Below are 18,542 nucleotides of genomic sequence, written 5' to 3' on the forward strand. Positions count from 1 at the left end.
GGCCGTCAACCCGACCTGGAGGACATTCCGTGATCAACACGCGCGCCCGCATCGCCGGACTCACCGCCGCGGCGACCGTCGTGGCTCTCTCGCTCGCCGCCTGCTCCGGCGGCGCCGACGCCAGCAGCACCGATGCCGGCAGCACCGCCGCCGGCACCTCGGCCGCCTCGGCCACCGACGTCGCCTCCGCGGGCGGCATGTCCGCCCTGGTGGCGGCCGCGAAGAAGGAGGGCAGCCTCAACATCATCGCGACGCCCGGCGACTGGGCCAATTACCAGGAGATCTTCGACGGCTTCACCAAGAAGTACGGCATCACGATCAACCCGAGCCAGGACAGCGCCTCCAGCCAGGAGGAGATCGACGCCGCCAAGAAGCTGAAGGGCCAGGACACCGCTCCGGACACCTTCGACATCGGCTCGTCGGTGGCGCTGGCGAACACGCAGTACTTCGCCCCGTACAAGCCGACCGGCTTCAACGACATCCCGGCCGCGCAGAAGGACAAGAACGGCCTCTGGAAGGTCGGCTACTACGGTGTCATGTCCGTCGGCTACGACGCGAACAAGATCAAGTCCGCGCCGAAGTCGTTCTCCGATCTGCTGAAGCCCGAGTTCAAGGGCGCCGTCGCGCTCAACGGCAACCCGACCCAGGCGGCCGCCGCGGCCGGCGCGGTCGCCTACGCCGACCTGCAGAACGGCGGCACGCTGGACGACCTGACCCCGGGCATCGACTGGTTCACGAAGCTGAAGGCCGCTGGCAACTGGAACGCCGCCGACGGCAAGCCGAACACCATCGCCTCCGGCGAGACCCCGGTCCTGCTCGACTGGTCGTTCAACCAGAAGGGCTACGCGACCTCCGACACCATCAAGTCGGGCGGCGTGAACTGGAAGTACACCGTCCTTCCGGGCACCGCGTACGTCGGCTACTACAACCAGGCCATCAACAAGGACGCCCCGCACCCGGCGGCCGCACGCCTCTGGGAGGAGTACCTCTATAGCGACGCCGCGCAGAACGCCTGGCTGAAGGGCGGCGCCTACCCGGCCCGCGTGGACGCGATGGAGAAGGCCGGGACCCTGGACGCCAAGGAGTTCCCGGGCAAGCTCGACAAGGTGGCCGTGATGACGGACAAGCAGGCCACCGACGCCGGCGCCCTCCTCAACGCCAAGTGGGCCAACGCGGTCGGCTGATGACCGAGACCATCGCCGCACCCGCGGTCGACACTGCCGCCGGGATCGCCTCGAGCGGTTCCCGGCGGCAGCCGCCGTCGGCGGCCGCTCCCGGGCGGGTCCGCCGGCGTCGCGGTCTCGCCGCCGCGCTCGGCCTCACCCCGTTCGCCCTCTACGTCGTGGTCTTCCTCGCCGTGCCCACCCTCGTCGCGGTGGGGAGCGGGTTCGTGGACGGCGAGGGCCGCTTCACCTGGTCCAACCTGACCGGGCTCGCCGAACCCGCCATCGCCGGCTCGTTCTTCGGCGCGTTCTGGCTGTCCGCGGTGACTGCCGTGGTCGGCGCGATCGCTGGAGCCGCGCTCTGCTTCGCGATGCTGGCCTCCCGACCGGGCGGCGTCACGCGTTCGCTCGTCGACTCCGCCAGCAGCGTGCTCGCCCAGTTCGGCGGTGTGATGCTCGCGTTCGCGTTCATCGCGACCATCGGCGCCCAGGGCCTCGTGACCGTGCTGCTGCGCAACGCCTTCCACCTGAACATCTACGCGAACGGCGTGTGGCTCTACACGGTGCCCGGCCTGATCCTCCCGTACCTCTACTTCCAGATCCCGCTCATGGTCATCACCTTCCTGCCCGCGCTGGAGGGGCTGCGCCCGCAGTGGCTGGAGGCGACCGCCACGCTCGGCGGCACGCGCTGGACCTACTGGACACGGGTCGGCGGCCCCATCCTGCTGCCGTCGTTCCTCGGCAGCCTGCTGCTGCTCTTCGCCAACGCCTTCTCGTCCTACGCGACCGCGGCGGCGCTCGTCGGCCAGGCCAACAACATCGTCTCGCTGCAGATCCGTCAGGCCCTCATCTCGGAGACCGTGCTCGGCCGCGCGAACCTGGCCGGCTCGATGGCGCTCGGGATGCTCCTGGTGATGGTCGTCGTGATGCTCGCCTACTCGGCGCTCGTGCGCCGGACTGCGCGGTGGCAGCGGTGAGCGGCGGCGCTCCGCTGCGGCTCGGGCCGGGCCCGGTCGCCCGCACCGTGATCTGGGTGGTCCTCGGTGCGTTCTTCCTCATCCCGCTGTTCTCGATGCTGGAGTTCACGCTGCGCACCGCGAAGCCCGGGGTGTACAGCTTCGACCGCTGGATCGCGGTCTTCGGCGGGGAGACCACCCGCTGCGACCGCGTCTATCAAGGGCTCGGCAACTCGCTCGTGCTCGCCGCCGTGACGGTGGCGATCGTGCTGCTGGTGCTGCTGCCGACGATCGTGCTCGTCGAGCTGCGCTTCCCGACGCTGCGGCGCCTGCTGGAGGCCGTCTGCCTGCTCCCGATCATGATCCCCGCGATCGTGATGGTGGTGGGGCTGGCGCCGACCTACGCGGTCGTGACCTCGATCGTCGGATCGGGCACCTGGACGCTGGCGTTCGCGTACGGCATCACTGTGCTCCCGTACGCGTACCGCGCCATCCAGAGCAATGTCTCCGCCGTCGACATGGTCACGCTGAGCGAGGCGGCCAGATCGCTCGGCGCGGGCTGGGGCACCGTCTTCTGGCGGGTGCTCACGCCGAACCTGCGGCGCGGCATCCTCGCGGCCTCCGCGCTCTCCATCGCGGTCGTGCTCGGCGAGTTCACGATCGCCTCCCTGCTGAGCCGGGTGAACCTGCAGACCGCGCTGCTGCTGGTCTCCCAGTCCGACCCGTTCGTCGCGGTCATCTTCGCGCTGCTGGCGCTGGTGTTCGCGTTCGTCCTCCTCGTCGTCGTCGACCGTGTCGTCGGCGCCCGCCGCCGCTCGCGGCGTTCCGTGAAAGGCACCCTATGACCGTCCTCGAATCCACCGTCGCCGGCTCCCGTGTCGGATCCCGTGTCGGCTCCACCGTCGAGCTCGACGGCGTCGTGCGCGACTTCGGCGGCGGGGCCGGCCTCGCCGGGTTCTCGCTGGCGGCGAGCCCGGGGGAGTTCATCGCCCTGCTCGGGCCGTCCGGCTGCGGCAAGACCACCGCGCTGCGTGCGCTCGCCGGGCTGGAGCGCGTCGACTCCGGCCGCGTGCTCATCGACGGCCGGGATGTCACCGACGAGCCGACGAACCGCCGCGACCTCGGGATGGTCTTCCAGTCGTACTCGCTGTTCCCGCACCTCACCTCCGGCCAGAACGTGGAGTTCGGGCTGCGGATGCGCAAGGTCGGCTCCGGCGAGCGTCGGCGCCGCGCGGCCGAGGCGCTCGACCTGGTCGGGCTCGACCACCACGCCGAGCGCTACGCCCACCAGCTCTCCGGCGGGCAGCAGCAGCGCGTGGCGCTCGCCCGGGCGCTGGTGACCGAGCCGCGCGTCCTCCTGCTGGACGAGCCGCTCTCGGCGCTCGACGCGAAGGTGCGCGTGCAGCTCCGCGAGGAGATCCGCCGCATCCAGACCGAGCTCGGGATCACGACCTTCTTCGTGACGCACGATCAGGAGGAGGCGTTGGCCGTGGCCGACCGGGTCGCCGTGATGCGGGCGGGCGCCATCGAGCAGATCGGGACGCCGGAGGAGCTGTACCACCGGCCGGCGACCGCGTTCGTCGCGGAGTTCGTGGGGCTGACCAACCGCGTTCCCGGCACGGTCGCCGGCGGCGTGCTGCACGTTCTCGGGACGACCCCGCCGCTGGCGTCGCCCGCGCCGGACGGCCCGGTCACGGCCTTCGTGCGGCCGGAGGACCTCCTGCTGGCCGGCGACGGCATCCCCGCCGAGGTGCTGACGACCAGCTTCCTGGGCGCGCTGCGACGCACCCGGGTGCGGCTCGCCGACGGGTCGGAGCTCGCCGTGCAGCACGGCGCCCGCGACCTCCCGGCGCCCGGCGACCGCATCCACGTCGCCCTCTCGCACACCCCCTCACCGTCACTCCCGCAGCCTGACCTGACCTCACCTCCGCCGAAGGGCAGCAAACGCCCTGAAACGCGGTTGTACGGGCGTGTTGCGTGCCCGTCAGGATCCGTGGAGGCACGGTCGCGCACGCGGGGCGGCGTCAGTAGAGTAATCCTCATGTCTGGCATCGTCCCGGGGGCGGACGCCGAATACTCAGACGCCATCGACCCCTCAACCTTCGTGAAGACCCTCTCGCCGAGCGACGTGCTCACTCGGATCCGACCGGGCGACATCCTGCACTGGCCGCCCTTCTTCTTCCCCATCGACACCATCAGCCCGACGCACACGGTCGGCAAAGGCCGCACCAACCTGACGCTGATCGCGTCGGACATCCTGCAGACCGACACGACCGGGACACCGTACGCGTCGTTCAGCTTCCGGCAGGTCCCGTCCGGCGGTCCGGGAGTCTCGGTCCACTTCGATCCGGGAGCGTACGGAGCGACGGCGGTCGCGAGCTACGTCATCGAGTTCCTCATCGCCACCAGCGGCCCCGTGTCGCTCACCGTCGGAGGCTACGCGGGCGCGGGCACCGTGACCGGCGCGGGCGTGAAGACCGTGAACGGCAACGTCTCGGTCTCGGTGGGCCTCAGCAACGTCCCGCCGGGACAGGTGACCTACGCCTCCATCCAGCAGACGTCCTCCGGGCCCGGCTGGCAGTGGTTCTCGACCTCCATCGAGCATCCGCCGTTCGTGTTCGAGCCCTGACGGCGTTCCTGAGCGATCCTTCAGGAAACGCGGGAACGCGCCCCTAGACTGGCGGGCATGGCAGAGAGCGACGCTCCCCAGAGCCCGTCCGTCCCGCCGGCCAGGGCGCGCTTCCCGAGGCGCCGCCACGATATCAAGGCGCGCGCGGAGTCGATGGTGGGGGAGGCCGTCCCGATCGAGGCGTCGCTGCCGCGCGGCGTGCGCCTGGCCGGGGCCTGGTCGTGGCGGCTGCTCGTCATCGGCGCCGTCATCGCGGTCGTGGTGTTCCTGATCGTCCAGCTCCGCCTGATCGTCATCCCGGTGCTGGTCGCAGTGCTCCTCGCCGCGCTGCTGGTGCCGTTCAAAGACTTCCTGGGCCGCCACCGCTGGCCGCGCTGGCTGGCGATCGTCGCCACGCTGCTGACACTGATCGTGGTGGTCGGCGGCCTGTTCTACCTGGCGATCTGGCAGGTCACCCGGGAGAGCCGCGACCTCCAGACGCAGTCGGTGGCGGCGTTCGGCCAGTTCCGGAGCTGGCTGACGACCGGGCCGCTCGGCCTCACCGCGGCGCAGATCGACGGCGCCTTCCAGTCGCTCTGGTCGTCGCTCCAGCAGGACAGCCAGGTCTACATCTCCGGCGCGCTCTCCATCGGCTCCACGCTGGGCCACGTGCTCACCGGCGCGCTGCTGACCGTGTTCAGCGTGCTGTTCATCCTCATCGACGGCCGCAGCATCTGGGGCTGGATCGTGCGGATCTTCCCGAAGAACGCGCGCGCAGCCGTCGACGGCGCGGGACAGGCGGGCTGGCTGACACTCCGCAACTTCGCGAAGGTGCAGGTGCTCGTGGCCTCCATCGACGCGCTGGGGATCGGCCTCGGCGCGTTCTTCCTCGGCCTTCCGCTGGTGCTGCCGATCGCCGTGCTGGTGTTCCTCGGGTCGTTCATCCCGATCGTCGGCGCGGTGCTCACGGGCGCGCTCGCCGTCTTCGTCGCGCTCGTCTTCAAGGGCTGGGTCTTCGCGCTCATCATGCTCGCCGTCGTGCTGCTCGTGCAGCAGATCGAGGGGCACGTCCTCCAGCCGCTGATCATGGGCACCGCGGTGAAGGTGCATCCGCTCGCGGTCGTACTCGCGGTCGCGGCGGGCTCGCTCCTGGCGGGGATCCCGGGGGCGCTGTTCGCCGTCCCGTTCGTCGCGGTGCTCAACGTGATGGTGCACTACGTGTCATCGGACGTCTGGCGATCGCGGCCGCCGGAAGCCACCACCGCTCCGGAGGGCGCGATCTGGGAGACCGTGCCGCGGCCCCGGCGGGCGCCGCGGACGTAGGTCGCATACATTCAGCGGTATACGACCACGAGTAGGCTATGCGAGTGGATACCGCGACCGATCCGACGCGCACCCCGTTCGCCGGCCCCGGCCTGGACGAGATCGAGGCCGCGCGCGCGATCGTGGCCCGGGTCGCCCAGCCCACGCCGCTCGAGACCTCGCGGTACCTCACCGATGTGCTCGGCGCCCCGGTCATCCTCAAGTGCGAGAACCTGCAGCGCACCGGGTCGTACAAGATCCGCGGCGCCTACAACCGGCTCTCCAAGCTGAACGCCGAGGAGCGGGCGCGCGGCGTCGTCGCCGCCTCCGCGGGCAACCACGCGCAGGGCGTCGCCTTCGCCGCGCGCGAGCTCGGCATCCACGCGACGATCTTCATGCCGGTGGGCGTGGCCATCCCCAAGTTCCAGGCGACGCGCGCGTACGGCGCGGATGTCGTGCTCAGCGGCAGCATCGTGGACGAGACGCTCCGCGCTGCCGCCGACTTCGCCGCCGAGACCGGCGCGGTGCTCATCCCGCCGTTCGACCACCGGGACGTGATCGCCGGGCAGGGCACCCTCGGCCTCGAGATCCTCGACGACGTCCCCGATGTCCAGACGATCGTCGTGCCGATCGGCGGCGGCGGACTCATCTCCGGCGTCGCGAGCGCGGTCAAGCAGCGCGCCGCGCGCGAGGGACGCACCGTGCGGGTGATCGGCGTGCAGGCGGCCAACGCGGCCGCCTACCCGGCGTCGCTCGCCGCGGGTGAGCCGACGGAGATCGGGCTCGTCGCGACCATCGCCGACGGCATCGCGGTCAGCAGGCCGGGCGCGCTCAACTTCGAGATCATCCGGGACGCCGTGGACGCCGTGGTCACGGTCACCGAGGACGACATCGCCCGCGCGCTGCTGGTGCTGCTGGAGCGCGCGAAGCTCGTGGTCGAGCCGGCCGGCGCGGTCGGCGTGGCGGCGATCCTCGCGGGACTCATCCCGGCGCCTGACGCAGCAGGACCGGTCGTCGCGATCCTCTCCGGCGGCAATATCGACCCTCTGCTCATGCAGCGCGTCATCGCCCACGGTCTGGCGGCCTCCGACCGTTACCTGCGGCTCTCGATCATGCTCCCCGACCGGCCGGGGCAGCTCGCCCGCATCGCCGAGATCCTCGCCGGGGTCAACGCCAACGTGGTGGAGGTGCTGCACACGCGGCACGGCAACGGTCTCCAGCTCAGCCAGGTCGAGCTCGTCGTCTCGGTGGAGACGCGCGGCACCGAGCACCGCCAGCAGGTCATCAAGGTGCTCCGCTCCGCCGGCTACGACCCCGTCCTCGAAGAGGAATGAGAAAACCGCCGAGTCCGCAGATTGTCTGCGCACTCGACGGTTCTCGGTGGAATTCTGGCGTACTCGCGGGTTACTGGCCCGTGTAGGTCTCGACCTTGGAGATCTCGACGGGGATCTGGCGGCCGTTGGGGGCGGTGTACTCGGTCGTGTCCCCGACCTTGAGGCCGAGGATCGCCGCGCCGAGCGGGCTCTGCTCGCTGTAGACCTGCAGCTCGGTGCCGGCCGCGATCTCGCGGTTGCCGATCAGGAAGACGCTCTCATCGCCCGCGATGGTCGCGGTGATCACAGTGCCGGGCTCCACGACGCCGTGGCTCTCCGGCGCCTCGCCGACCGTGGCGCTGCGCAGCAGGTTGGTGAGCTGCACGATGCGCGCCTCGATCTTGCCCTGCTCGTCCTTGGCGGCGTGGTAGCCGCCGTTCTCCTTGAGATCGCCCTCCTCGCGGGCCGCCTCGATGCGCTTCGCGATCTCGTTACGGCCGTTGACGCTGAGCTCCTCGAGTTCGGCCGAGAGACGGTCGTACGCGTCCTGGGTCAGAAAGGTGACCTGAGACTCCTGGGACATGATGAACTCCTTCGCGCCTGCACGGCATGCGCCGCTTCGGCTGATGGCCGGCCGGAACCGGTGGGTAAAGTAGACGCCCCGGCCTCGGCCGGGGCGTATCCAGAGAATGTTAGGTCAGCCAGCAGGTGTTAATCAAACCCGTGTTGCTCTGCTGGATGGTCCGGATCGTCTCGGTGTGCGTCGTCACGCGGGAGCCGGAGCCGGGATAGCTGACGATGCGCCAGCCCACGATCGCGTAATCGTCGTTGAGCGCCTGCAGCGCGCAGGTGACTCCGGTGCCGGGTTGCGCGTTGATGGTGAAGGTGATCCGCACATGGTGGGCGTCGGGGATCACGTAGGCGGTGTCGGTGGCCTCCAGGTCGGCCTGGTTGTTGTCCCAGCCGGCCCAAAACACCCAGGCGGTCACCACAGCGAGGACGCCGAGCGCCCCGCCGATCAGCAGCCAGCGGTCGCGGCGTCGGCGCTTCGGGGTGCGGCCGTAGCGGGATTCGAGGGTCTCGGACGGCGCCTCGGTCACGCGTGCCATGTAATCGCCGTCCGCCTCTCAGGGGCTTCGTTCAGGCCCGCCGTCGGGGCGACGGTAGGCTGTGTCAAGACTAGGAGACGAAGCTGTGAATCGCGCTTCGCGGCTCCTGAACCCCGTGATCCGAAAGCGAAGTCCGCCATGCGCCAGAACGACCTGTCCGCCGTGTCCGTGGAGGCCGTGTGATGGGGGACCTGCTGCTGAAGGCGGGCGTCTGGCTGGCTGCGACCCCGACGCCGTCGCCGACCTCCGGCCCGAGCGACGACGCGGTGACGCCGGGCGTCGTCGGGTTCACCGTCACGTTCCTGATCGCGGTCGCGGCGGTGCTGCTGATCCTCGACATGACGCGGCGCATCCGCCGGGTGCGGTACCGCGACGAGATCGCGCAGAAGCTGGACGCCGAGAAGGCGGAGCAGCAGGACGACGCGGACGGCGAATCCCGGGGCTGAGCATCGGGCTCGGACGGCGTCAGTCGTTATGGGCGCCCGGCGTCAGCCGTTGTAGGCGGGGTGCATCGCGATCAGCAGCGTCGCAGTCCAATGGCAGAGGAACGCCAGCACTGTCAGGGTGTGGAAGATCTCATGGAACCCGAACACCCCGGGGAAGGGGTTCGGCTTCTTGATGCCGTAGATGACCGCGCCGATCGTGTAGAACACGCCGCCCACGCAGACCAGCACCATCATCGCCACGTTCGCGTTCAACAGGTCGACGATGTACATCATCGCCGCCCAGCCGAGCAGCAGGTAGATGGGCACGTACAGCCAGCGCGGCGCGTTGATCCAAAACACCCGGAAGCCGATGCCGAGCAGCGCGCCACCCCACACGATGCAGAGCAGCAGGATGCCCTTCTGCGGCGGCAGCGCGAGCACGGCGAGCGGGGTGTACGTGCCGGCGATGAGCAGGAAGATGTTGGCGTGGTCGATGCGCTTGAGCACGACCTTCGTGCGGGGACGCCAGTTGAAGCGGTGGTAGAGCGCCGAGTTGCCGAACAGCAGCATCGAGGTCACCATGAATACGGCCGAGGCCCACTTGGCCGGGGCGCCGTGCGCGAGGGAGATCAGCACGATGCCGCCGGCGATGGTCGCCGGGAACGTCCCGGCATGGATCCATCCGCGCCAGGTCGGCTTGAGCTCGGCCGGCTGGGCCGGGGAGGCGTCCAGCAGCGGAATGTTCGGCAGCTGCGGGCCGCGAGACTCGTCCGCCTTGACCGCGGCGTCGGCAGGCTGCAGGTCGGCGACCGGCTCGGCGAGGAGCTCGGCGACGTCCTCGGGTTCGGGGGCGTTTCGCGGCGTCATGGAGCAAGAGTAGGGGAGACCGGTGGTCGGATGCTGGGAACCGGGCGGGTCGGGGGGCGCTAACGTAAGGGCGTGAGCAGACGCAGTTCCGAGACGGCCAACGGGTTGCTCTACGGCCTGTACCAGAAGCGGCTGCGCAGGGACATCGCCGGTCTCGGCCCGGAGTCTCTGCCACGACACGTCGCGATGATCATCGACGGCAACCGGCGGTGGGCGCGCCAGGTCGGGATGACGACCGTCGCGCACGGACACCGGGCGGGCGCCGCGAAGATGCGCGAGTTCCTGGAGTGGTGCGACGACCTCGGGATCGAGGTGGTGACGCTCTACCTGCTCTCGTCGGACAACCTGACCAACCGGCCGGACTCCGAGCTCTCCGACCTGATCGAGATCATCGCCGAGCTCGCCGACGACCTCTCCGCTACCGCGACTGGCGGGTCAAGCACGTCGGCTCGACGGCCGGCCTCCCGGAGTCGCTCGTGACCGCGCTGGCCGACGCCGAGAAGCGCACCGCCGACAAGAAGGGCCTGCACATCAACCTCGCGGTCGGCTACGGCGGCCGCAAGGAGATCACGGACGCCATGCGCAGCATCGTCGCCGCGCACTCGGCGGAGGGCGGCAGCCTGGAGACGCTGGCCGACCTCCTCACCCCCGACCTCATCGGCGAGCACCTCTACACGGGAGGCCAGCCCGACCCCGACCTCGTCATCCGCACCTCCGGCGAGCAGCGGCTGAGCGACTTCATGCTCTGGCAGAGCGCGCACAGCGAGTTCTACTTCGTGGAGGCGCTCGGCCCCGACCTCCGCGAGGTCGACTTCCTCCGCGCCATGCGCGACTTCTCCCGCCGCCACCGCCGCTACGGCTCCTGACCCCGCGCCGCCGCCGACCCGCCGACCGGTCGAGTACGCGCGAAATCGGCTGAAAACGCCCGAGTACGCAGAGAATTCGCGTACTCGGCGCGTGCGACGGCAGGATTGTCCCCGGAGGTCACGATGACGACGATCGAAGAGTTCGCGGCGGGGTTCGGTGAGGAGCCGGGGTATCTGGACTACGGGCGCGTCGGGCCGCTGTCCGCAGCGGTGCGCGCCGAGACGCTGGGACAGTACGAGGCGCTCGCCAAGGCGCGCTTCGGCACCGTCGAGCGGATGAACGCCGAGACCGACCGCGTCGGTGAGGCGATCTCCGCGCTGACCGGCTTCCCGGCGGGGCAGATCGCGTTCCAGCCGAACGCCTCGAGTGGGCTCATGCACGCCGCGTTCGGCCTCACCGGCGGCGACGTGCTGCTCTCGGCCGCCGAATTCCCGAGCGTGACGTACGCCGCCGTGCGCGCGGCGCAGGCTATGCGCGTCGTGACGCCGGTGTGGCTGGAGACCGACCACGGCCGGGTGACGCCCGCCGAGATAAAGGACCAACTCACCGACTCCACGAGCGCGGTGATGGTGAGCCTGGTCGACTCCCGCACCGGCTACCTCGCGGACATCGACGGCATCCGCCAAGTGATCGGGGACCGCCTCCTCATCGTGGACGCCATCCAGGGCTTCGGCGTGGTCGACGCCCCCTACGAGGTCGCCGACGTCGTCGTCTCCGGCGGCCAGAAGTGGACCAGAGCGGGCTGGGGGACCGGCTTCCTCGCCCTCAGCGAGCGCGCGATCGAGCACCTGACGCCCGTGTTCAGCGGCTGGGTCGGCACCGGCGCAGGCGAGCGCTGGGACGAGGTGCTCGAGCCGGCGAAGGGCGTGGCGGCCTTCACTGTGTCGAACCCCGATCTGGTCGCCGAGGCGCGCTTGGCCGCGGCGCTGGAGGAGGTCGCCGCGGTCGGCGTCGCGGAGATCTCCGCTGCGATCTCCGACCTCGTCGAACGCGTCATCGACCTCGCCGACGAGTTCGCGGTGCCGGTGACCTCCTCCCGCAACGCCGCCGAGCGGGCGGGGATCGTCGTGCTGGAGCCGCAGCCCGAGCGGCTCACCGTGCTGGCGGCCTCCCTCTTCAACCATGGCGTGTCGGCCAAGGTGCGGACCACGAGCGTGCGGCTCAGCGTGCACGCCGGCACCACCGGGGAGACCCTGGAGATGCTGCGCGCCGCCCTCACCTCGTACGCCTCGGTCGCCTGATCCGCGCCTCCCATAACTGGGGGTGAAGATCGGCTGAACGAAACACGACACGCCCCGGTCTGAGCGTCCGGTGTCGGCCGTCCGGCGTACGTTCGACTCATCGGGCACGGCGCCCGATCGAGACGGCCACATAAGTTCGTTTCGAGACCCAATGGCCGGCTCGCCAATGATCCGCCGGCTCCAGCGCAAGCGGAGCGGCGGGGTGGGAGTGGTCGTGGCTGAATCAGGAACCCGGCAGTTCGAGTCGGCATCCAGCACCATCCGGCAGAGCGAGCGCACGTATGTGCTCGACACCTCGGTGCTGCTGTCCGACCCCAAGGCGATCTTCCGGTTCGCCGAACATGCTGTCGTCATCCCTGTCGTCGTCGTGAGCGAGCTGGAGGGGAAACGCAACGATCCCGAGATCGGGTACTTCGCGCGGCAGGCGCTGCGCAATCTGGACGACCTGCGGGTCCAGCACGAACGGCTCGACTTCCCGATCCCGGTGGGGGACGGCGGCTCGCTCCGCGTGGAGCTGAACCACTCCAACATGTCGGTGCTGCCGAGCGGCATGCAGCTCGGCGACAACGACTCGCGCATCCTCGCCGTGGCGATGAACCTCGCGAACGACGGGCTCTCGGTCACCGTCGTCTCCAAGGACCTCCCGATGCGCGTCAAGGCGTCTTCGATCGGTCTGGCGGCGGAGGAGTACCGGCACGAGCAGGTCGTGGACAGCGGGTGGACGGGGCTGGCGGAGATCTCGCTCGGCAGCGAAAAGATGAGCTCGCTCTACGAGGAGGAGTGGATGCGCACGCCGCTCGTGGACGGACTCCCGGTCAACACGGGCCTCATCGTGCACTCGGACCGCGGCTCGGCGCTCGCGCGTGTGGTCGCCGACGGTGAGGTGAAACTGGTGCGCGGCGACCGCGACGTCTTCGGGCTGCACGGCCGCTCGGCGGAGCAGCGGCTGGCGATCGACCTCCTGCTCGACCCCGAGGTGGGGATCCTGTCGCTCGGCGGACGGGCCGGCACCGGCAAGTCGGCGCTCGCGCTCTGCGCGGGGCTGGAGGCCGTGCTGGAGCGGCAGCAGCACAAGAAGATCATGGTGTTCCGGCCGCTCTACGCAGTGGGCGGCCAGGAGCTGGGCTACCTGCCGGGCGACCAGGGAGAGAAGATGAATCCCTGGGGCCAGGCGGTGTTCGACACGCTGGGCGCGCTAGTGTCGCAGAACGTGCTGGACGAGGTGCTGGACCGCGGCATCCTCGAGGTGCTGCCGCTCACGCACATCCGCGGCCGCTCGCTGCACGACGCGTTCGTGATCGTGGACGAGGCGCAGTCCCTGGAACGGAACGTGCTCCTGACGGTGCTCAGCCGCGTCGGGCAGAACTCGCGCGTGGTGCTGACCCACGACGTCGCCCAGCGCGACAACCTGCGGGTCGGCCGGCACGACGGCGTCGCGTCGGTCATCGAGACGCTGAAGGGCCACCCGCTGTTCGCGCACATCACGCTGACCCGTTCGGAGCGGTCGGCCATCGCGGCGCTGGTCACGGAGATGCTGGAGGGCAACGAGCTGGCCTGAGTGGAGGCCGGCGCCGGGTGAGGCGGCAGAAGGTGAGCCGGCAGGCGAAAGAACCGGGCCTGCTGGGGAGAATTTCGGGATTCTCGTATTCTCTGTGGAATCGTGAGAAGGCCATGTCGCGACACCTAGCGTGAGGGCATGGTGGAGAAGACGATCCGGATCGTTGTCGCGGCCGGCCTGAGTGTCGCCCTGCTGGGGGCAGGTCACCTCGGGCCGGCCGCGATCGGAGCGCTCTATCTCGCGGCCGTCACGCCGGCGCTGGTCCAGTACGACCTGCGCGAGCTGCGGCTGCCGGACGCTCTGGTGCTGCCAGGGGCGGCGTTCGTGGCCGTGGGGGCCGTGTGGAGCTCGTTCGGCTCCGGGGGCTGGCTCGTGGTTGGCGCGGTGCTCGCGTGCGGTGCCGGCGCACTCGTCGGGTTCGCGGTGCTGGCGTCCGGCGGTGGGCTCGGCATGGGCGATGTGAAGCTCGCGGCGGTGCTGGCCGGGGCGCTCGGGGCCGTGGCGGCAGAGCGCGGGCCGCCGCTCGGGGAGGTCGTTGCGCTCGTCGGGTGCTGGGTGGTCGTGTCGTTCGTGGCCGGCGCGGTGGTGGCGTCTGCGGCCTTGCGGGGGCGGGGCCATGGAGGAGCGCCCGGAGGTGGCGGTGGGCGGCTCCCGGCGGAGCTGCCCTTCGGGCCGGTGCTGTTGGGGACGTTCTGGGGATTCGTGCTACTGGGCTGACCACTGCGCGAGACGGCGAGGCGCCCCTTCCGCCGGTGCGGGAGGGGCGCCTCGATCGAACGGTTCGCGAGCGGACTCGTCCGGATCAGCCGGGGTGGGTCATGCTCAGCACGTCGAGGGCCGAGTCGAGCTGCTCCTCGGTGATCTCGCCGCGCTCGACGAAGCCGAGGTCGATCACGGCCTCCCGCACGGTCATGCCCTGGGCGACGGCATGCTTGGCGACCTTGGCGGCGGCCTCGTAGCCGATCACCCGGTTGAGCGGGGTCACGATCGACGGGCTCGACTCCGCGAACGCGCGGGCGCGGTCGAGGTTGGCCTCCAGTCCCGTGATGGTCTTGTCCGCGAGCACCCGGCTGGCCTGGGTGAGCAGGCGGATCGACTCCAGCAGCGCCGTGCCCATGACCGGGATGGCGACGTTCAGCTCGAACAGGCCGGACGCGCCGCTCCAGGCGATGGTGGCGTCGTTGCCGACGACCCGGGCGGCGACCATGAGCACGGCCTCCGGGATGACCGGGTTGACCTTGCCCGGCATGATCGAGGAGCCCGGCTGCAGATCGGGGATGTGCAACTCGCCGAGGCCGGTGTTCGGGCCGGAGCCCATCCAGCGCAGGTCGTTGCAGATCTTGGTCAGGCTGACGGCGATCGTGCGGAGCGCGCCGGAGGCCTCCACCAGGCCGTCGCGGTTGGCCTGGGCCTCGAAGTGGTTGCGCGCCTCGGTGATCGGCAGCTCGGTCTCGGCGGTAAGCAGCTCGATCACGAGCTGCGGGAAGCCGATCGGGGTGTTGATGCCGGTGCCGACGGCCGTGCCCCCGAGCGGGACCTCCGCCACGCGGGTCAGCGCGGCCTGGACGCGCTCGATGCCGTAGCGGATCTGCGCGGCATAGCCGCCGAACTCCTGGCCGAGCGTGACCGGGGTGGCGTCCATGAGGTGCGTGCGGCCGGACTTGACCGCGGTCGCCCACAGCTCGGCCTTCTCCTCCAGCGCGACTGCGAGGTGGTCGAGCGCCGGGATCAGATCGTCGATGAGCGCGCCGGTGACGGCGATGTGCACCGAGGTCGGGAAGACGTCGTTGGACGACTGCGACGCGTTGACGTGGTCGTTCGGGTGCACCGGGCGGCCGAGTCGGCGGGAGGCGAGCGTCGCCAGCACCTCGTTCATGTTCATGTTCGAGGAGGTGCCGGAGCCCGTCTGGTAGACGTCGATCGGGAAGTCCCCGTTGTGCGCGCCGGAGACCACCTCGTCCGCGGCGGCGGCGATGGCCTCGGCCACGTCCGCGTCGAGGACGCCGAGCCGCGCGTTGGCGAGCGCCGCCGACTTCTTGATGCGGGCGAGCGCGGCGATCTGAGCCGGCTCGAGAACCGATCCCGAGATCGGGAAGTTCTCGACCGCGCGCTGCGTCTGCGCGCCGTACAGGGCGGCTGCGGGGACCCGCACCTCGCCCATCGTGTCGTGCTCGATGCGGTACTCGGTGCCCGCCTGCGTGTCCACCACGGTGTGTTCTTCCTTTCTGGGCCCGGACGCGTCAGCGCGCGGGTGTTGGGTCGGCGGCCGGTTCGGCCAGACCGACGACGGCGTCGGGGACGACCCGACCTTCCTGGAGCACGTAGTTCGCTCCGACGATGGCGAGGAGATTGGCGGCGACGGCGTCGCTGATGATCTCCGATCGCGCGAGAATCTCTGCGACGGTGTCGCGCAGGTGCAGGCGGCCGACCTCGGCCGCGTCGACGTCGGCGGGCACGACGGCCTGGCCGGGCGTGGTGCCGGAGACCCGGTGGACCGCGGGCACGATCGGCGCGATGAGCTGCGCGATGTGCGGCGGCAGCGGGTCCGCGCCGTCGGCCTGGGAGGCGATGGCGGAGGCGACCGCGCCGCAGGCGTCGTGGCCGAGCACAAGGATGAGCGGCACGTTCAGCACGGCGACCGCGTACTCCAGCGAGGCGATCGCGGAGTCGGAGGCGACCTGGCCGGCGTTGCGGACCACGAAGGCGTCGCCCAGACCGAGGTCGAAGATGATCTCGGCCGCGAGGCGCGAGTCGGCGCAGCCGAAGATCGCCGCGACGGGGTGCTGGCCCTGCGCCACGGTCTCCCGCCGCTCGACGTCCTGACGGGGGTGCTGGGGTGCTCCGGTGACGAAGCGCTCGTTGCCTGCCAGCAGTTCGTTCCATACGCGGCCGGGACGTGTCGTGGGCATTTACTTTCCTCCTGGGGTGGGTGAGCCGAGGGAGTGGAGCTGGTCGGTGAGGGATGAGGCGACGGTGGTGAACTCGGCGTCGTCGGCTGTGCCGAACACGACCACGGTGCTCTTTCCGGCGCTCGTCACGAGGGCGTACCTCACGTTGCCGGCATCGGAGGAGGCGCGGTTGTCGTAGACGTCCCACTTCGCGCCGTCGATCTCCCGGGTGCCGGCGATGCGGGTGCGGTTCACCTGGTCGGCGACCCAGCTGTCGTTGGCGTTGAAACCTTGGGTGATGCCGATGTACTGGCCTTTCGGCGTCAGCAGCCCGATGTACCAGGCGTCCACACCGTCGGCGGTCTTCGTGCGCAGCTCGGCGCTGTTGGAGGACCAGCCCGAAGGGAGCCCGGGCACGACGAGCCGGTCGGGCTCGCTGCCCTGCGCCTGCTGAGCGACGGCGGCGTAGTCGACGGCGGGCGCCGAGGAGGTCGGATTGCCGCGCGGGACGATCAGGACGATGACGGCGACCAGCGCGACCGTCGCGATCAGCGAGTAGACGAGGTTGTTGACGGTCTGCCGGTTGCGGTGGTTCGCGGAGTTCTGCGCCTTGCGCGCGGCCGTCTCCTCCGGCGTCTCCGGGCGGCCGAGCTCGGCGACGACGGCAGGCGGCTTCGCAGCGCTGGTGCGGGACTTGGGGCTCATTCGGTTTCTGACACGCTCCGTGCGCCCGCCCCGGCGCCGGCGCGGGCGGCGTCGAGCCGGGCCTTCGCGCCGATCAGCCATTCCTCGCAGTGGCGGGCGAGCGCCTCGCCGCGCTCCCACAGCGCGATGGACTCCTCCAGCGTGGCGGAGCCCTGCTCGAGCTCGGTGACGACGCGGACGAGCTCGTCGCGCGCCTCCTCGTAGCTGAGCGCGCTGATCTCCGAGGTGGGCATGGTGTCCATTCTATTTGTCTCGCTGGGCGGCCGCTGGATCGGAGACGGCGGGCGAGGGGAGCCGGCCCCCTGCGGTCGCCGCGAACGCGCCTCCCGCCACCGTCACCCGCACCGCGCTGCCTGCCGGCGCCTCCGCCGGCGCCGTCACCACGTGCCCCGCGTCGTTCTGCACGATCGCGTACCCCCGGTCGAGCGTCGCCTGCGGCGAGAGCGCGCGGAGCTGGCCGCGCAGCTCCGCGATGCGCGTGCTCTCGCGGTCGACGCGGCGTTCCACCAGCTCTACGCCGCGGGCGACGTAGCGGGTGAGTTCCTGCGCCCGGGAGTCAACGATCCAGGTCGAGGAGGCCAACGCCGGCCGCGTGCGGAGGTGGCCGATCCGGTCGATCTCGTGGGTGATCATGTGCGTGAGCCGGGTGCCGATGCGAGTGCGGGCCTGCTGCACGCGCGCCAGCTCCTCCGCGACGTCCGGGACGACGCGCTTGGCGGCGTCCGTCGGCGTCGACGCGCGGAGGTCTGCCACGTCGTCCAGCAGCGGCCGGTCGGCCTCGTGGCCGATGGCGCTCACGATCGGGGTCGCGGCCTCCGCTGCGGCGCGCACCACGCGCTCGTCGCTGAAGCCCAGCAGGTTCTGGAAGTCGCCGCCGCCGCGCGCCACGATGATGACCTCCACCTCGGGGTCGGCGTCGAGCGCGCGGATGGCCGAGACGACCTCCGGGACCGTGCGGTCGCCCTGCACCGCTGCGTGCACGACCCGGAACCGCACCTGCGGCCAACGGAGCTGGGCATTGCGGAGCACGTCCTTCTCCGCGTCGGAGTCCTTGCCTGTCACCAGGCCGATGGTGTGCGGGAGGAACGGCAGTCGTTTCTTGCGCTCGGCCGCGAACAGGCCCTCCGCCGTGAGCTGGGCGCGCAGCCGCTCCAGCCGCTCCAGGAGGTCGCCGAGGCCGACGTGCCGCATGTCGCTCACCTGCATGGTGAGGCTGCCGCCCTTGACCCAGTAGTTGGGCTTCACCGCCGCGATCACCCGGTCGCCCTGCTTGAGGTCGGCGGGGATGCGCGCCTTCACCGACGACCAGATGCTGAAGCTGATCGTCGCGTCCTCGCGGAGGTCCTTCAGCTTGCCGTAGACGTTGCCGCCGGAGACGCCCCACTGGGTGATCTCGCCCTCCACCCAGGCGGTGCCCAGGCGGTCGATCCAGCCGCGGATGCGGTCGGCGAGCATCGCCACCGGCCACGGGGCGTCGAGGGTCGGCGGTCCCGGGTTCATCGTGGGCGTGCTCGCCGCGCCTGACGTGCCCGACGCGCCG

17 protein-coding genes and 2 pseudogenes are annotated in these 18,542 nt (G+C 70.6%); 11 read left to right on the plus strand and 8 right to left on the minus strand.

From position 1 onward, the window contains the following. Positions 1-29: 29 nt before the first annotated feature. From ACRAWC_RS19585 to ilvA, 6 genes and pseudogenes are all read left to right on the plus strand, one after another. The gene (locus tag ACRAWC_RS19585; protein ID WP_431349225.1) at positions 30-1,184 is read left to right on the plus strand and encodes an ABC transporter substrate-binding protein; all 1,155 of its coding nucleotides are present in this window, start codon (positions 30-32) and stop codon (positions 1,182-1,184) included. Continuing rightward, positions 1,163-2,140 carry an ABC transporter permease gene (locus ACRAWC_RS19590; protein WP_431349226.1) on the plus strand — a complete coding sequence of 326 codons (978 nt, stop codon included), beginning with the start codon at positions 1,163-1,165 and terminating at the stop codon, positions 2,138-2,140. Before ACRAWC_RS19585 ends, ACRAWC_RS19590 begins: the two co-directional genes overlap by 22 nt. Beyond that, positions 2,137-2,964: an ABC transporter permease gene (locus ACRAWC_RS19595; RefSeq protein WP_431349227.1), complete on the plus strand. Its 828-nt coding sequence runs from the start codon at positions 2,137-2,139 to the stop codon at positions 2,962-2,964. Before ACRAWC_RS19590 ends, ACRAWC_RS19595 begins: the two co-directional genes overlap by 4 nt. Next, positions 2,961-4,028, plus strand: a pseudogene (locus ACRAWC_RS19600) (ABC transporter ATP-binding protein); the annotation flags it as partial. The gene ACRAWC_RS19595 and the pseudogene ACRAWC_RS19600, both read left to right, overlap by 4 nt. A 777-nt stretch (positions 4,029-4,805) precedes the next feature. Beyond that, a complete protein-coding gene (locus ACRAWC_RS19605; protein WP_431349228.1) occupies positions 4,806-6,050 on the plus strand; it encodes an AI-2E family transporter in 1,245 nt (414 codons plus the stop codon). A gap of 44 nt (positions 6,051-6,094) precedes the next feature. Next, positions 6,095-7,363: a threonine ammonia-lyase gene (gene ilvA / locus ACRAWC_RS19610; protein ID WP_431349229.1), complete on the plus strand. Its 1,269-nt coding sequence runs from the start codon at positions 6,095-6,097 to the stop codon at positions 7,361-7,363. Between the two features lie 70 nt (positions 7,364-7,433). Here ilvA and greA read toward each other — a convergent pair whose 3' ends face one another. Next, positions 7,434-7,925, minus strand: coding sequence for a transcription elongation factor GreA (greA, locus tag ACRAWC_RS19615; RefSeq protein WP_431349230.1), 492 nt, complete (start codon positions 7,923-7,925; stop codon positions 7,434-7,436). Positions 7,926-8,034: 109 nt separating this feature from the next. Beyond that, entirely contained in the window at positions 8,035-8,451 is a 417-nt protein-coding gene (locus ACRAWC_RS19620; RefSeq protein ID WP_431349231.1) for a DUF4307 domain-containing protein, read from the minus strand. Between the two features lie 182 nt (positions 8,452-8,633). Between ACRAWC_RS19620 and ACRAWC_RS19625 the strand changes: the two genes are divergently transcribed. Then, a complete protein-coding gene (locus ACRAWC_RS19625) occupies positions 8,634-8,897 on the plus strand; it encodes a hypothetical protein (RefSeq protein ID WP_431349487.1) in 264 nt (87 codons plus the stop codon). A 42-nt stretch (positions 8,898-8,939) separates the two neighbouring features. Here the strand turns inward: ACRAWC_RS19625 and trhA are convergent, their stop codons facing one another. Continuing rightward, entirely contained in the window at positions 8,940-9,743 is an 804-nt protein-coding gene (gene trhA, locus ACRAWC_RS19630) for a PAQR family membrane homeostasis protein TrhA (RefSeq protein WP_431349232.1), read from the minus strand. 72 nt (positions 9,744-9,815) lie between these two features. Here trhA and ACRAWC_RS19635 point away from each other — a divergent pair. From ACRAWC_RS19635 to ACRAWC_RS19650, 4 genes and pseudogenes are all read left to right on the plus strand, one after another. Further along, positions 9,816-10,609: pseudogene (locus ACRAWC_RS19635) on the plus strand (isoprenyl transferase). A gap of 123 nt (positions 10,610-10,732) precedes the next feature. Beyond that, the gene (locus tag ACRAWC_RS19640) at positions 10,733-11,851 is read left to right on the plus strand and encodes an aminotransferase class V-fold PLP-dependent enzyme (RefSeq protein ID WP_431349233.1); all 1,119 of its coding nucleotides are present in this window, start codon (positions 10,733-10,735) and stop codon (positions 11,849-11,851) included. A 208-nt stretch (positions 11,852-12,059) separates the two neighbouring features. Beyond that, on the plus strand, positions 12,060-13,409 hold the full coding sequence (locus ACRAWC_RS19645; protein ID WP_431349488.1) for a PhoH family protein: 1,350 nt from the start codon (positions 12,060-12,062) through the stop codon (positions 13,407-13,409). Positions 13,410-13,547: 138 nt separating this feature from the next. Continuing rightward, positions 13,548-14,126: a prepilin peptidase gene (locus tag ACRAWC_RS19650; RefSeq protein ID WP_431349234.1), complete on the plus strand. Its 579-nt coding sequence runs from the start codon at positions 13,548-13,550 to the stop codon at positions 14,124-14,126. 85 nt (positions 14,127-14,211) lie between these two features. Here the strand turns inward: ACRAWC_RS19650 and ACRAWC_RS19655 are convergent, their stop codons facing one another. The 5 genes from ACRAWC_RS19655 to xseA are packed head-to-tail and all read right to left on the minus strand — an operon-like array spanning position 14,212 to position 18,502. Beyond that, entirely contained in the window at positions 14,212-15,618 is a 1,407-nt protein-coding gene (locus ACRAWC_RS19655) for a class II fumarate hydratase (RefSeq protein ID WP_431349235.1), read from the minus strand. Positions 15,619-15,649: 31 nt separating this feature from the next. Next, positions 15,650-16,318, minus strand: coding sequence for a carbonic anhydrase (locus tag ACRAWC_RS19660; protein ID WP_431349236.1), 669 nt, complete (start codon positions 16,316-16,318; stop codon positions 15,650-15,652). Next, entirely contained in the window at positions 16,319-17,002 is a 684-nt protein-coding gene (locus ACRAWC_RS19665) for a DUF4245 domain-containing protein (RefSeq protein WP_431349237.1), read from the minus strand. Further along, positions 16,999-17,244 (minus strand): exodeoxyribonuclease VII small subunit, encoded by a 246-nt coding sequence (locus ACRAWC_RS19670; RefSeq protein WP_431349238.1) that lies wholly within the window; start codon positions 17,242-17,244, stop codon positions 16,999-17,001. The genes ACRAWC_RS19665 and ACRAWC_RS19670 overlap by 4 nt, the downstream gene beginning before the upstream one ends. 1 nt (position 17,245) lies before the next feature. Next, positions 17,246-18,502, minus strand: coding sequence for an exodeoxyribonuclease VII large subunit (gene xseA / locus ACRAWC_RS19675; RefSeq protein WP_431349489.1), 1,257 nt, complete (start codon positions 18,500-18,502; stop codon positions 17,246-17,248). Between the last annotated feature and the right edge of the window lie 40 nt (positions 18,503-18,542).

The organism is Leifsonia sp. L25 (genome assembly GCF_050632895.1).

Coding starts and splice junctions, on each gene's coding strand:
- ACRAWC_RS19605 (WP_431349228.1), top strand. CDS start 4,806: ATGGCAGAGAGCGACGCTCCCCAGAGCCCGTCCGTCCCGCCGGCCAGG.
- ACRAWC_RS19670 (WP_431349238.1), bottom strand. CDS start 17,244: ATGGACACCATGCCCACCTCGGAGATCAGCGCGCTCAGCTACGAGGAG.
- greA (WP_431349230.1), bottom strand. CDS start 7,925: ATGTCCCAGGAGTCTCAGGTCACCTTTCTGACCCAGGACGCGTACGAC.
- ACRAWC_RS19620 (WP_431349231.1), bottom strand. CDS start 8,451: ATGGCACGCGTGACCGAGGCGCCGTCCGAGACCCTCGAATCCCGCTAC.
- trhA (WP_431349232.1), bottom strand. CDS start 9,743: ATGACGCCGCGAAACGCCCCCGAACCCGAGGACGTCGCCGAGCTCCTC.
- ACRAWC_RS19640 (WP_431349233.1), top strand. CDS start 10,733: ATGACGACGATCGAAGAGTTCGCGGCGGGGTTCGGTGAGGAGCCGGGG.
- ACRAWC_RS19665 (WP_431349237.1), bottom strand. CDS start 17,002: ATGAGCCCCAAGTCCCGCACCAGCGCTGCGAAGCCGCCTGCCGTCGTC.
- ACRAWC_RS19625 (WP_431349487.1), top strand. CDS start 8,634: ATGGGGGACCTGCTGCTGAAGGCGGGCGTCTGGCTGGCTGCGACCCCG.
- ACRAWC_RS19660 (WP_431349236.1), bottom strand. CDS start 16,318: ATGCCCACGACACGTCCCGGCCGCGTATGGAACGAACTGCTGGCAGGC.
- xseA (WP_431349489.1), bottom strand. CDS start 18,502: ATGAACCCGGGACCGCCGACCCTCGACGCCCCGTGGCCGGTGGCGATG.
- ACRAWC_RS19650 (WP_431349234.1), top strand. CDS start 13,548: ATGGTGGAGAAGACGATCCGGATCGTTGTCGCGGCCGGCCTGAGTGTC.